The organism is Bacillus marasmi, assembly GCF_902168435.1.
Lineage (GTDB): Bacteria > Bacillota > Bacilli > Bacillales > Cytobacillaceae > Bacillus_BU > Bacillus_BU marasmi.
Genome location: NZ_LR656187.1, coordinates 1 through 13,271, shown reverse-complemented (window position 1 = coordinate 13,271; position 13,271 = coordinate 1). Strand labels below are relative to the sequence as shown.

11 protein-coding genes, 3 rRNA genes and 1 riboswitch are annotated in these 13,271 nt (G+C 39.5%); of the genes, 1 reads left to right on the top strand and 13 read right to left on the bottom strand.

What is annotated here, in order from left to right; genetic code table 11:
- Positions 1 to 2 precede the first annotated feature (2 nt).
- The 10 genes from purM to FXW34_RS21200 all read right to left on the bottom strand — a co-directional run bounded on the left by purM (position 3) and on the right by FXW34_RS21200 (position 10,110).
- Positions 3 to 1,028, bottom strand: coding sequence for a phosphoribosylformylglycinamidine cyclo-ligase (gene purM, locus FXW34_RS21245; protein WP_147536036.1), 1,026 nt, complete (start codon positions 1,026 to 1,028; stop codon positions 3 to 5).
- 58 nt (positions 1,029 to 1,086) lie between these two features.
- Positions 1,087 to 2,499 (bottom strand): amidophosphoribosyltransferase, encoded by a 1,413-nt coding sequence (gene purF / locus FXW34_RS21240; RefSeq protein ID WP_147536035.1) that lies wholly within the window; start codon positions 2,497 to 2,499, stop codon positions 1,087 to 1,089.
- Positions 2,484 to 4,703 (bottom strand): phosphoribosylformylglycinamidine synthase subunit PurL, encoded by a 2,220-nt coding sequence (gene purL, locus FXW34_RS21235; RefSeq protein ID WP_147536034.1) that lies wholly within the window; start codon positions 4,701 to 4,703, stop codon positions 2,484 to 2,486. The genes purF and purL overlap by 16 nt, the downstream gene beginning before the upstream one ends.
- Complete coding sequence (purQ, locus tag FXW34_RS21230) at positions 4,687 to 5,370, bottom strand: phosphoribosylformylglycinamidine synthase subunit PurQ (RefSeq protein ID WP_147536033.1); 684 nt, start codon at positions 5,368 to 5,370, stop codon at positions 4,687 to 4,689. The genes purL and purQ overlap by 17 nt, the downstream gene beginning before the upstream one ends.
- Positions 5,367 to 5,621: a phosphoribosylformylglycinamidine synthase subunit PurS gene (gene purS / locus FXW34_RS21225; protein WP_147536032.1), complete on the bottom strand. Its 255-nt coding sequence runs from the start codon at positions 5,619 to 5,621 to the stop codon at positions 5,367 to 5,369. Before purS ends, purQ begins: the two co-directional genes overlap by 4 nt.
- Positions 5,614 to 6,327, bottom strand: coding sequence for a phosphoribosylaminoimidazolesuccinocarboxamide synthase (gene purC / locus FXW34_RS21220; RefSeq protein WP_147536031.1), 714 nt, complete (start codon positions 6,325 to 6,327; stop codon positions 5,614 to 5,616). Before purC ends, purS begins: the two co-directional genes overlap by 8 nt.
- A 200-nt stretch (positions 6,328 to 6,527) precedes the next feature.
- Entirely contained in the window at positions 6,528 to 7,826 is a 1,299-nt protein-coding gene (gene purB / locus FXW34_RS21215) for an adenylosuccinate lyase (protein ID WP_147536030.1), read from the bottom strand.
- Positions 7,819 to 8,976: a 5-(carboxyamino)imidazole ribonucleotide synthase gene (gene purK, locus FXW34_RS21210; protein ID WP_147536061.1), complete on the bottom strand. Its 1,158-nt coding sequence runs from the start codon at positions 8,974 to 8,976 to the stop codon at positions 7,819 to 7,821. The genes purB and purK overlap by 8 nt, the downstream gene beginning before the upstream one ends.
- Complete coding sequence (gene purE, locus FXW34_RS21205) at positions 8,969 to 9,475, bottom strand: 5-(carboxyamino)imidazole ribonucleotide mutase (RefSeq protein WP_425457459.1); 507 nt, start codon at positions 9,473 to 9,475, stop codon at positions 8,969 to 8,971. Before purE ends, purK begins: the two co-directional genes overlap by 8 nt.
- Positions 9,476 to 9,727: 252 nt before the next feature.
- A riboswitch (purine riboswitch) is annotated at positions 9,728 to 9,829 on the bottom strand.
- Positions 9,830 to 9,915: 86 nt separating this feature from the next.
- Positions 9,916 to 10,110, bottom strand: coding sequence for an NETI motif-containing protein (locus tag FXW34_RS21200; protein WP_147536028.1), 195 nt, complete (start codon positions 10,108 to 10,110; stop codon positions 9,916 to 9,918).
- Between the two features lie 206 nt (positions 10,111 to 10,316).
- Here FXW34_RS21200 and FXW34_RS21195 point away from each other — a divergent pair, with 206 nt between their 5' ends.
- Positions 10,317 to 11,327 carry a DUF1646 family protein gene (locus FXW34_RS21195; protein WP_147536027.1) on the top strand — a complete coding sequence of 337 codons (1,011 nt, stop codon included), beginning with the start codon at positions 10,317 to 10,319 and terminating at the stop codon, positions 11,325 to 11,327.
- A 1,042-nt stretch (positions 11,328 to 12,369) separates the two neighbouring features.
- On the opposite strand, the gene rrf (FXW34_RS21190) is transcribed toward FXW34_RS21195, so the two are convergent.
- The 3 genes from rrf (FXW34_RS21190) to FXW34_RS21180 form a co-directional block, all read right to left on the bottom strand.
- Positions 12,370 to 12,486, bottom strand: a 5S ribosomal RNA gene (gene rrf, locus FXW34_RS21190).
- 467 nt (positions 12,487 to 12,953) lie between these two features.
- Positions 12,954 to 13,070 (bottom strand): 5S ribosomal RNA (rrf, locus tag FXW34_RS21185).
- Positions 13,071 to 13,144: 74 nt separating this feature from the next.
- Positions 13,145 to 13,271, bottom strand: a 23S ribosomal RNA gene (locus tag FXW34_RS21180); the annotation flags it as partial.

Here is a 13,271-nt window from a genome sequence, read left to right as displayed (position 1 = left end):
CCCTAAATAATCGAAATGCCTTCAGTTTCGGTCATTTCACCAATGATAGTGGCAGTTTCCCCACATGAATTAAAATGCGCAACCACTTCATCAACTTGATCTTTATCAACAATGACTACCATACCGATGCCCATATTAAAAATGTTGAACATTTCTTCATGTTTAATTTCACCGTGCTTTTCTAGTAATGAGAATATAGGAGGAATTTTCCAGCTGCCTTCTTTAATTTCTGCACCTAAACCGCTCGGGAAGGTTCTTGGAATATTCTCAAGGAATCCGCCACCAGTAATATGAGCCATCCCTTTAATTTCAAATTTTTTCAAAGCTGATAGAATCGATTTTACATAGATTCTTGTCGGCTTCAGCAGCTCTTCCCCCAAAGTGCATCCAAGCTCTTCAATGTTTTCATCCAAGCTTAATTTTGCTTTTTCTAAGAACACTTTACGTACAAGCGAATAACCGTTACTATGAATACCGTTTGACGCTAATCCAATTAATACGTCCCCCGCTTTAATATCCTTACCTGTAATCAGGTTTGATTTTTCACAAGCACCAACAGCAAATCCGGCAATATCATATTCCTCAACATCGTACATGCCTGGCATTTCCGCTGTTTCTCCACCGATCAACGCACAACCTGCTTGTTCACAGCCATCAGCTACACCTTTGACAATCATTTCAATTTTTGCAGGTTCCGCTTGGCCACAACCGATATAATCAAGGAAATAAAGAGGCTCTGCTCCCTGAACAACAATGTCATTCACACACATTGCCACTGCATCGATTCCGATTGTATCGTGACGGTCTGCCATAAACGCTAGCATAAGCTTTGTGCCAACTCCATCAGTACCAGATACTAATACTGGCTCCTTCAGGTTTAACGCTGATAAATCAAACATCGCACCAAAGCCGCCAAGACCGCCCATGACTCCTAATCTAGCTGTCTTTGCAACATGCTGCTTCATTCTTTCAACCGCTTCATATCCTGCTTCGATATTGACTCCGGCTTCTTTATAAGCATTTGCCATTTTCATAATTCCCCTTTTTAGTCTTATTAAAGGAAAAGCGACATACTAAATATGCCGCTTATTTTTGATAGTAATATTGCAGTGTATCTGGATAAAGCTCGGTTGGATATTCTCCAGTAAAGCATGCTAAACAATGGCCACAGTTCTTATCCTTATCAACTCGGCCAATCGCCTCGAGCATTCCTTCAATACTAATAAATGTTAATGAATCCGCCCCGATTAGTTCCCGGATTTCTTCAACAGTGTTAGAAGAAGCAATTAATTCCTCTTTCGTTGAAGTATCAATACCGTAGAAGCATGGATTCTGAATAGGTGGTGAACTGATAACAACATGTACTTCAGTCGCACCAGCGTCCTTAAGCATTGTTACGATTCTTCGGCTCGTTGTACCGCGCACAATCGAGTCGTCCACCATAATTACCCGTTTCCCTTCAACTACGCCACGAACAGCGGAAAGCTTCATTTTGACGCCTTGCTCCCGCAATGATTGTGATGGCTGAATAAAGGTCCGGCCAACATAGCGATTTTTTACTAAGCCCATTTCATAAGGAATGCCTGCTGCCTCAGCATAGCCAATTGCTGCTGATATACTTGAATCTGGAACACCAGTTACAACATCCGCTTCAATTTTTGCTTCAACAGCCAATTTTTTCCCCATATTCTTACGAGCAGTATGAACATTAATGCCATGAATATCACTATCTGGTCTTGAAAAATAAATATATTCCATCGCACAGATAGCACTTGGTTTGTTATCAGAGAAGAACTCGCTCGAAATACCCTCATCATTAATAATTAATAATTCGCCAGGTAATACATCACGAACAAACTCAGCTCCAACTACGTCAAATGCACATGTTTCAGAAGCAACAATATATGCATCACCTAGTTTCCCAAGTGAAAGTGGACGTAAACCATGTGGATCAAGTGCCACCATCATTTCTGATTCGGTTAAAATCAAGTAAGCAAATGCCCCCTCGATTTGCTTTAACGCATTTCTAACTTGATCCTTCATATGCCGTTCGCCACTGCGACGAATTAAATGGGCTAATACCTCAGTATCAGAGCTTGTTTGAAAAATACTCCCTTGCTGCTCAAGGATCGATTTAATCAATCTGGCATTAACCAAGTTACCATTATGTGCAAGAGCAATGCTTCCAGATTGTGAATGGAAAAGCAGTGGCTGCACGTTTTCGTAGCCGCTGCCGCCAGCAGTCGCATAACGAACGTGACCAATAGCGGCTTTTCCTTTTAATTCTGACATCACTTCAGAAGTGAACACTTCTGTGACAAGACCTTCACCTTTGACGATTTCTAGTTTTTCACCGTCAGTGGTTACAATTCCCGTTCCCTCTTGTCCGCGGTGCTGAAGTGCATGAAGGCCGTAATAAGTAATGCTTGCAGCGTCACTATGTCCCCAAACGCCGAAAACTCCGCACTCTTCATTTAAGCCTCTTAACTCAGCAAGCATGGAATAGCTCCTTTCCAAGCCTTCTCTAAATTCTCAACTTGTTCGTTAATTAGTTTATTTCCGTCAACAGCAATCGATAAAACTGGCTGTGCTGTTACTTCACCAATAAGAGTTGCACCCACTAATTTTTCGAATTCTTGTTGATTTTCCTTTTTGACAGTTAATAAGAAGCGTGATTGTGATTCTGCGAATAATGCTGACACAGGGTTACCTGATAAATTAATTTCAGCACCAAGTCCATTTGAGCCAATCGCACTCTCAGCTACTGCTACAGCCAAACCACCTTCAGCCAAGTCATGAGCTGACTCAACTAAACCAGCACGAATCGCTGCTAAAACTTTTTGTTGATAGTCTTTTTCCACTGCTAAATCAATGCTAGGAGATTGACCATAGATTTTTCCGTTAAGCATTTTTTGTAGTTCACTACCGCCAAATTCATCTTTAGTTTCCCCTAAAAGATAAACTAAATCACCAGCAGCCTTGAAGTTTTGAGTAGTAATATGTTTTACGTCAGAAATAAGACCAACCATACCAATTACAGGCGTTGGATAAATCGCATTTCCGTTCGTTTCATTATACATAGATACATTTCCACCAATTACCGGTGTAGATAACACACGGCAAGCTTCTGAAATACCGTCAGCAGATTTCTCGATTTGCCAGAAAATCTCAGGCTTTTCTGGATTACCAAAGTTTAAGTTATCGGTTACTGCTAGTGGTTCTGCCCCTGAGCAGACAATATTGCGGGCAGCTTCAGCCACAGCAATTTTCCCACCAGTTTCTGGATCCAAATATAGATAACGTGAGTTACAGTCAGTAGTCATCGCTAAAGCTTTTTCTGTTCCTCTGATTCGAAGAACAGCAGCATCAGAACCAGGTGCTACAACTGTATTTGTTCGAACCATATAATCATATTGATCATAAACCCACTCTTTTGAAGCAATCGTAGGCTGTTGTAATAATTGAGTTAAAGTTTCAGTATAGTTTTCAACTGTAGGTACTTCATTTTCCATTGCTTGGAAATCACGGAAATACTGTGGCTCTGCAGATGGCATTTGATAAACCGGAGCATCCTCAGCCAATGCATCAACTGGAACGTTGGCAACCACTTCACCTTTATGAATTAAACGATACATTTTGTCATCCGTTACGACACCAACAGCAACTGCTTCAAGATCATATTTAGAGAAGATATCAACGATCTCCTGCTCACGGCCTTTTTGGACAACAATTAGCATTCTCTCCTGTGATTCAGAAAGCATCATTTCATATGGAGTCATACCCGTTTCACGCTGTGGTACAAAATCAAGATTCAATTCCATACCTGATCCAGCTTTACTTGCCATCTCAGAACTTGAGCTAGTCAATCCTGCTGCACCCATATCTTGAATCCCAACAAGCGCGTCACATTGGATCAATTCTAAACAAGCTTCTAAAAGAAGTTTTTCCATAAATGGGTCACCGACTTGAACTGCTGGACGATCCTCACTAGAAGCATCATGTAACTCCTCAGATGCAAACGTTGCACCATGGATTCCGTCACGGCCTGTTTTCGCACCAACATACATAACGGTGTTTCCAACTCCGTGTGCTTGACCTTTCTTAATATCTTTATGATCAATTAAACCGACACACATAGCGTTTACTAATGGATTTCCATCATAAGAAGGGTCAAATTGCACTTCTCCACCAACCGTTGGTATTCCCATACAGTTCCCGTAGCCAGCAATACCTGCGACAACTTCTTTAAACAAATAACGTACGCGTGCAGAATCAGAAAGCTCTCCGAATCGTAAAGAATTCAGCATCGCAATTGGTCTTGCACCCATCGAGAACACATCACGGATGATACCACCTACACCGGTAGCAGCACCTTGATACGGTTCAATTGCAGATGGATGGTTATGGCTTTCAATTTTAAAAACAACTGCTTGATTGTCGCCAATATCAACAATCCCAGCACCTTCACCAGGTCCTTGAAGCACTTTTTCACCAGTGATTGGAAATCTTTTCAAGATTGGCTTAGAAGTTTTATAGCTACAATGCTCTGACCACATAACCGAAAATAACCCGGTTTCGGTATAGTTAGGCGTGCGGCCGAGGATTTTTTCCACATTAGCAAATTCCGCATCAGACATACCCATTTCCGCATAAATTCTCTCAGACTTAATTTGCTCGGGAGTTGGTTCAAGCTTTAACGACATATGATTCCCTCCATTGTTTTACGATCGATTTGAAAAGTTTAAGACCGTCCGCGCCTCCAAGAAGCTCATCGACCGCTCTTTCCGGGTGTGGCATCAATCCTAATACATTTCCGCGCTCATTGATGACACCAGCGATATTTTCAAGACTACCATTTGGATTGTCTACATAAGTAAATACAATTTGGTTATTATCCTTCATTTGCTTTAATGTAACTTCATCCACATAGTAATTTCCTTCACCATGTGCAATCGGAACCGAAATAACTTCACCAGCTTCATACTCATTTGTAAATAATGTGTTATTATTTTCAACCTTCAAATCAACTGGACGGCAAATGAACTTTAAGCTCTCATTTCGACGTAATGCTCCAGGTAAAAGACCAGCTTCTAATAGAATTTGGAATCCGTTACAAACACCTAATACTGGCTTCCCAGCCTCAGCTGCCTTTTTAATCTCATTCATGATATTACTGAAACGAGCAATGGCTCCACAACGCAAGTAGTCTCCATATGAAAAGCCACCAGGAAGTAAGATCGCATCAAATCGATCTAAACTCTTCTCTGCATGCCAAACATACTCTACATCGGAACCTAGTTCATCCTTAATTGCAGCATACATGTCAACATCACAGTTCGAACCAGGAAATACGATTACCGCAAACTTCATTGGTTGACACTCTCCTCTATTTCATAGCGGAAATCCTCAATTACTGGATTAGCTAACAGCTTTTCACAGGCTTCTTTCACAACCTCTTCAACATCACGGCCAGTTGGATCAACATATAACTCCATAAATTTACCAATACGAACATCTTTAATTTCGCTATAGCCTAAAGAATGTAGCGCGTGATTCACTGCTTTCCCTTGTGGATCTAATACACTTTCTCTTAATGTTACATAAACCTTTACCTTAACCATGCTGAGGGCCTCCTAATCTAGCCAAAATATTTTCATAAGCATCTGTAAGACTTCCTAAATCGCGACGGAATACATCTTTATCAAATTTTTCATTTGTTTTAGCATCCCATAACCGACATGTATCAGGCGAAATTTCATCCGCTAACATAATATGACCTGAAGTATCTTTTCCAAATTCAAGCTTAAAATCAATTAAACGAATTCCCAATCCGTCAAATAAGCTCACTAAAACATCATTAATCTTTAATGCTTTTTCCTTTAATAGGTTTAGCTCTTCCACTGTGGCAATTTTTAATTCAAGAATGTGATCAACCGTTACAAGCGGATCCCCTAAGTCATCATCTTTATAATAGAACTCCACTAATGGCTGGTTTAATGCTTGACCTTCTTCATAACCCAATCTCTTCGCAAGACTACCTGCTGCCACGTTACGCGTTACAACCTCAAGTGGTACAATACTTACTTTTTTGACAAGCTGCTCTGTTTCTGAAAGCTGTTTAATAAAATGAGTTTCAATTCCATGTTCATGAAGCTTTTGAAAAAGCAAACTAGTAATTGCGTTATTCAAACGGCCTTTACCGCTGATTTCCGCCTTTTTTTCACCATTAAAAGCAGTGGCAGAATTCTTGTACTCAACCAACACAACATTTTCATCTTCAGTTGAATAAATTTTCTTTGCTTTTCCTTCATATAGAAGCTCTTTCATCTATTTCGGGCAGACTTGCAACATTAAAGATTAAGCAAGTACCTACCCTTCTCTCCTTTCGGCTCACCAAAAAATGGTTTCATTACGAATATTGGGATTTTTTGAATGTTCAGTCACGCTTAGCTGTAAAAAGGCAAAGGTTGTGCCTTTACCTCTTTATTTAGATTTATTACAACCTTGCCAAAAGGCGAGATTCATACTTATTGTGATAATCCTACACGCTCAAAAATTGTATCTACATGCTGCAAGTGGTAGCTGTAATCAAAGCAATCTGCAATTTCTTCCGGTGACAAATGTGCAGTGATTTTCTCATCTGCTTCAATTAAGCTGCGGAATGGAACCTGTAATTCCCAAGCCTTCATCGCATTAGGCTGAACTGTATCGTATGCCTCTTCACGAACCAAGCCCTTATCTATTAAAGCAAGTAATACACGTTGTGAATAAATTAAACCAAGTGTACGCTCCATATTGCGTTTCATATTTTCTGGGAATACAGTTAAATTCTTAACGATATTCGCAAAACGATTAAGCATATAATTTAAGGCAATCGTTGCATCAGGGATAATGACTCGTTCTGCTGAAGAATGAGAAATATCGCGCTCATGCCATAATGCTACGTTTTCGTAAGCAGTCATCATATATCCGCGAATAACGCGAGCCATACCAGTCATATTTTCTGAGCCAATTGGGTTACGCTTATGTGGCATAGCCGAAGACCCTTTTTGACCTTTTGCAAAAAATTCTTCAACCTCACGAGTTTCACTTTTTTGAAGTCCGCGAACCTCTGTTGCGAATTTTTCAACTGAAGTAGCGATCAACGCTAATGTTGACATATAGTGTGCATGACGATCACGTTGTAGCGTTTGAGTTGAATTAGGTGCAGCTTTCAAGCCTAATTTTTCACAAACATATTTTTCTACAAATGGGTCGATATTGGCATATGTACCTACTGCTCCAGAAATCTTCCCATATTCAATTCCTGCGGCAGCTGCTTTAAAGCGCTCTAAATTCCGTTTCATTTCTTCATACCATAGTGCAAGCTTCAATCCAAACGTCGTTGGCTCTGCATGAACTCCATGAGTACGTCCCATCATAACTGTATACTTATGCTCAATCGCTTTATTCTTAATAACCTCAATAAAGTTTTCAATGTCTTTTAACAAAATCTCATTTGCTTGTCTAATCAAATAAGAAAGTGCAGTGTCAACAACATCTGTTGAAGTCAAACCGTAGTGAACCCATTTACGCTCTTCACCTAAAGTTTCTGAAACTGCCCGCGTAAACGCAACAACATCATGACGAGTATCCTGTTCAATTTCATTAATACGATTAATATCGAACGACGCATTTTCGCGAAGTTTTTTTACATCTTCCTTTGGAATGTCACCAAGCTCAGACCATGCTTCACACGCTAAAATCTCTACTTCTAGCCAAGCTTTAAACTTATTTTCCTCTGTCCAAATCGCACCCATTTCAGGTCTTGTATAACGATCAATCATGTTTTATCCTCCGATCAAAAATGACACTATCCCAAATTTGACTATCATCTGCTTCTAAAATTGCCTCTTCAACGGTATCACGCAATAATGTGACATGGCCCATTTTTCGACCAATTTTAGCCACTTTCTTTCCATAAAGATGTATTTTCCAATTGGACAGTGTTGAAATGTTTTCTAATAATCCCGCTTGATGTTCTCCTAAAACATTAATCATCACCGCTGGTTTTAACAGCTGTGTGCTCCCTAAGCGCCAGTTGCAAATCGCACGAATGTGCTGTTCGAACTGTGACGTCTCACAGGCATCAATAGTATAATGCCCTGAGTTATGTGGCCTTGGTGCCAATTCGTTAATAAAAATCGTGTCATCAGCCATCACAAACATTTCGACAGCGAGAGTTCCCACCATTCCCAACGATTCGACAAGTTGAAGCGCTGCTTTTAAAGCATTGTCACGTGCAAGCTCACTTATCCTTGCAGGAACAATGGTTTGATGTAATATATTTTGAATATGGATATTCTCGGCTACTGGGAAAATCGCTGTCTCTCCGCGAACATTACGCGAAACAATCACCGATACTTCCTTCGTAAACGGCATCCATTTTTCAAGGACACATGGGCCATGCTCAAGCAATGAATCGGCCTCATCGATATCCGTCGCACTCTTAATCACTAGCTGTCCTTTGCCATCATAACCGCCTCGCGACGTTTTAAGCACAGCAGGATAGCCAAGCACCTCTATGTTATCATAAATTTCTGCTTTAGTCTGAATCACCGAGTACGGTGCAACCTCAATACCAGCTGCCTGAATTGCTGCCTTTTCTGCAATTCGGTCCTTTGTAATCTCTAAAAGCTCTGTTCCCTGAGGCACATACGCCCGATTACTTACCGACTTGAGTGCTTCCGCATCAATGTTCTCAAACTCATACGTAATCACATCACTAATATCGGCTAACTTCTCAATAGCTTTTACATCCTCATAGGCTCCAACAACCTTATAATCAGCAACCTGACCACAAGGTGAATCCTCATCAGGATCTAATACCGCAATCCGATACCCCTGAGCTTTGGCAGCTATAGCCATCATTCTTCCTAGCTGTCCGCCACCAATAATTCCAATCGTCTGTCCCGGTAAAATCACCATATTAGACAAGCTCCTCACTGCTTTCAATCGCCGCAAGCTTTGCTTCCTGCCTTACTTTCTCAAGTTTATCTGCTAATTCAGCATCATTTATCGCCAAAATTTGCGCTGCCATCAAGCCTGCATTCGTTGCACCACTCGTGCCAATCGCCACCGTTGCAACCGGGACGCCCCCTGGCATTTGCACAATAGATAACAACGAATCAAGTCCTTTTAATGCTCTGGATTGAACTGGTACTCCAATGACCGGCAACGTCGTCTTCGCCGCCACCATTCCTGGTAAATGCGCCGCACCACCAGCACCAGCAATAATCACTTGAATTCCTCTTTCTCTTGCAGTTTCCGCATATTCAAACATCAAATCAGGAGTGCGGTGAGCCGATACAACTTGCTTCTCATAAGGAACCCTCAAGCGTTCCAAACTCTGACAAGCATGCTTCATCGTCTCCCAGTCAGACTTACTCCCCATAATCACGCCAACCTTCGCTTCCACTAAATCCCTCCTCCACATTCTTGAAAGAATTTCCCCTTATTACTTTTAGAAAAATAAAGCAAATATCAAAATCATGAAGTCTTATCATGCTTCAGTCAAACAGCAAACCCCTTGGTCTAATCCTACTTAGCCGGGTTTTGCCTATTAAACAAAAAAAACCCTGAACAGAATCGTTTCCCTTGATAAAAATTAAGAGAAAGCAGTCTGTCCGGGCTTAAGATGCATAGTTAAATATCACCCCAAAAAGAAGTGACAATCATCCACTTCTTTACGGCTACCACTTTCCCTCATAGTCCAATTATTTACGGTAATCGGGTAGAAACTTATGGGCCATATTCCCATTATTATACGAGGGGATGTCAACACATATAATGTTACAATTATCATACCAACAATGGTGTTTTTCGTCAATAAATATATCGAACGTTTACTGTTGGCAAGTTGTTAATGTTCGTGTTTTACTCCGTCTGCTTCGCCTCAAAGACAATATATCGTCCGACAGGCTCATAAGAGACGGAATCCCCTTGTTTTACCTCTTTAAATATTGGTTTTTCGATACGTCTAGTTGGTGTATAACCTTCAGCTTTTATCCGGTTTAAACACGCTTCAATAGACTCATTCTCTTGAACCTCGAACTGTTTCTTCTTACCCATATGTAATATTTTCCTCTCAAAAATTGAAATCACAATTCAATTCTAACCCATTTCATTTGTACATATAGAATAGATACAAACAAGTTTATTCTAAATCACAATTGTTTAAATCGACAATATTTTTTCAAAATAATGATTTTTCGATTTAATGAAAACAGATATAATATTGTTTATGATAAAAAACTATTAGAAAAAGGATTTGAAAAATGATTGGATTAGTGATTATTTTATTATTAGTATTATTATTACCCTTCTCCGTAAAAAAGGTAGAAGAAAATTTGGAGATTTTTTTATTTATCATGGGAATTGCGGCAGCATCGTTTAGTGGGATGTTGCATGGTCCATTAATTCACAAAGCTCTTATTGATCCCATAAACATTACTCTTGCGGTATTAATAGCCGGATTAGTAACTAAATGGGCTCAGACTCCATTAGAGAAATCAATATTAGCATTAAGCAATGTGTTATCTCCTAGAATTTTTCTTGCTGTAACCGTAATCATTCTTGGACTTGCCTCCAGCATCATTACGGCCATTATTGCCGCGATTGTACTAGTTATTGTTATCAATGTACTTCCCCTTGACCGGAAGTCTGAAATTCGCTTTACTGTGCTAGCCTGTTTTTCGATTGGACTTGGCGCCGCCCTTACTCCGATTGGCGAACCGCTCTCAACGATTACCGTAAGCAAGCTGGACGAAGACTTCTTTTATTTAATGAATTTAATTGGCTGGGAAGTTGTCCCTGCCGTTGTACTTTTTGGTCTACTGACAATTCTATTTGTAAAGCCTCATAAAAGTTCGCACGGTTTAGAATCAGCAACGAAAACGGAAAGCTATAAAGAAATTTTGATACGTTCTGCAAAAATTTATTTGTTTGTTATGGGATTAACCTTTCTTGGACATGGTTTCGAACCTTTAATTAATGAATACATTCTCGGACTTCATCCGATGCTACTATATTGGATTAATATGATTTCTGCGGTTTTAGATAATGCAACTCTAGCTGCAGCTGAAATTAGTCCGGCAATGGATTCTAAAACGATTCAGGCAATTTTACTCGGCCTTCTAATCAGCGGAGGTATGCTTATTCCAGGTAATATCCCAAATATCATTGCCGCTAGTAAATTAAATATTACCAGTAAGGAATGGGCTCAATTCGGAGTTCCAATTGGTCTAATCACCATGGCAGTCTATTTTGTTGTTTTGTTTTTATTTTGATTCTGTTTTAATATGTGGATGTAACTTGTAACTTTCTTATACTATTTGAGTGAATGTGAACCGAGGAGAAGAGATTTCCTTGGTTCTTTTTTATATAGCTGGTTTGGATGTGATTTTTAGTGGGGAAAGAGGGGGAGTTGGGGCGGAATCAAGGGTGCTTAGTGTTAAGTTGCTGGATCGCTTCGGATTTGTGCATAAGTGGGGTTCTCTGTGTATATTCAAAACAAATCGATCATATACACATATTTTTGTGCATATTATTTTTCCACCTCATCAAAGTCGTGCATATATTTGAAAAGTTGTATCATATATTTCAAAAGTCGTGCATATATTTTTTGAATTGTATCATATCAACAATTTGGCGTGCATATCACCCTATTTCTGTGCAAATAACTCAAGTTAAAATTACCGATTTCATAAAATTACATACATAAATCGATCCAAATTGAATAAATCTATCAAATTCCTGATGCATTAAATATAATTGCTTACAAATTGATTCAAAAACCCAAATTTATTAGTTAATTTTAATTAAAAAGCTTACCAGTCTTTCGAAAACACAAAAAAGCTGGGACAGAACTAAATCATCCGCTTTTAAAACTGAATGATTTTTATTGAAGAATATATTAAAGTTCAATGTTGATTTTTATGAGGTATGAAAATTTAATAAGAGGAGAATTTCCCGTTATTGTATGTCAGGGGGGCTAATTGAGCTGAAATAAGAGGAAAATTTCCGCTTAACTACTTCAAAAAAGACAAAATCCAGTGATTTTTATGAAATAAGCGGAAAAACTCCTTTTATTCTTAGCAAAAAACCCTTATTTCTCAAAATAAGCGGAATTCTTCCTCTTATTTTCAAACACAGGGAAATCAACATTCGGGATAACACACATCAATGTAAATGTTATCAACAGTAATTTCAGGGTAATGCCGATTGTAAAAGGAATGAAAAAAACGAACTATTACGAAATTCTAAGTTAGAATTTTTCACGATAGTTCGTTTTTTGGTTTAGTTGAAATACTTATGTCCCAGCCTCTATTTGCCCGGCAACGTCCTACTTTCACAGGGGGAGAGCCCCCAACTACCATCGGCGCTGAGAAGCTTAACTTCCGTGTTCGGTATGGGAACGGGTGTGACCTTCTTGCTATCGCCACCAAGCCTACGGCATTGAATCTGCATCTCTGCTGGCTTGCGACGAGCTGAACATAGGCATCATCGAGTAAGCTATGGAGCAGGAGCAGACTTTGCATGGGTTATTTTATAATTTGATTTGTGATAGTTATGAGTGTGTTTTTATTTAATATGTAATCTTTCATATAGGCTCTTTTCTAAAAGACTGTTGCTTTTTGGATTAAGATGGTTGGAAACAAAAATTAGCGGACATTCAATCCTTTATTTGTTCTAAAAATAGTTTTTTTGAGGTAAAAGCGGACATTGAATCCTCTATTTGCCCAAATCACCGTCTAATTTTCGAGATTTTAGCGAAATAAGGTATCTAATGTCCGCAAAACTTTTAAACGAAGGATTTTTACTGCAAATAAGGTACTCTGTGTCCGCTCGAATTAGCAGAATAATTAGGAGCCTTCATAAAAAAAAACAGCTAAATGATTAGCTGTTTTCTTTTTGCCCGGCAGCGTCCTACTCTCACAGGGGGAGAGCCCCCAACTACCATCGGCGCTGAGAAGCTTAACTTCCGTGTTCGGTATGGGAACGGGTGTGACCTTCTCGCTATCGCCACCAGACTATTTTGTTAGAGAACTTCGTTCTCTCAAAACTAGATAATGAAGAAGAAATATAATTAAGAATTCACCTAAACTTGGTTAAGTCCTCGATCGATTAGTATCAGTCAGCTCCACATGTCGCCACGCTTCCACCTCTGACCTATCAACCTGATCATCTTTCAGGGATCTTACTAGCTTACGCTATGGGAAATCTCATCTTGA

Coding starts and splice junctions, on each gene's coding strand:
- purM (WP_147536036.1), bottom strand. CDS start 1,028: ATGGCAAATGCTTATAAAGAAGCCGGAGTCAATATCGAAGCAGGATAT.
- purF (WP_147536035.1), bottom strand. CDS start 2,499: ATGCTTGCTGAGTTAAGAGGCTTAAATGAAGAGTGCGGAGTTTTCGGC.
- purL (WP_147536034.1), bottom strand. CDS start 4,703: ATGTCGTTAAAGCTTGAACCAACTCCCGAGCAAATTAAGTCTGAGAGA.
- purQ (WP_147536033.1), bottom strand. CDS start 5,370: ATGAAGTTTGCGGTAATCGTATTTCCTGGTTCGAACTGTGATGTTGAC.
- purS (WP_147536032.1), bottom strand. CDS start 5,621: ATGGTTAAGGTAAAGGTTTATGTAACATTAAGAGAAAGTGTATTAGAT.
- purC (WP_147536031.1), bottom strand. CDS start 6,327: ATGAAAGAGCTTCTATATGAAGGAAAAGCAAAGAAAATTTATTCAACT.
- purB (WP_147536030.1), bottom strand. CDS start 7,826: ATGATTGATCGTTATACAAGACCTGAAATGGGTGCGATTTGGACAGAG.
- purE (WP_425457459.1), bottom strand. CDS start 9,475: ATGTGGAGGAGGGATTTAGTGGAAGCGAAGGTTGGCGTGATTATGGGG.
- FXW34_RS21200 (WP_147536028.1), bottom strand. CDS start 10,110: ATGGGTAAGAAGAAACAGTTCGAGGTTCAAGAGAATGAGTCTATTGAA.
- FXW34_RS21195 (WP_147536027.1), top strand. CDS start 10,317: ATGATTGGATTAGTGATTATTTTATTATTAGTATTATTATTACCCTTC.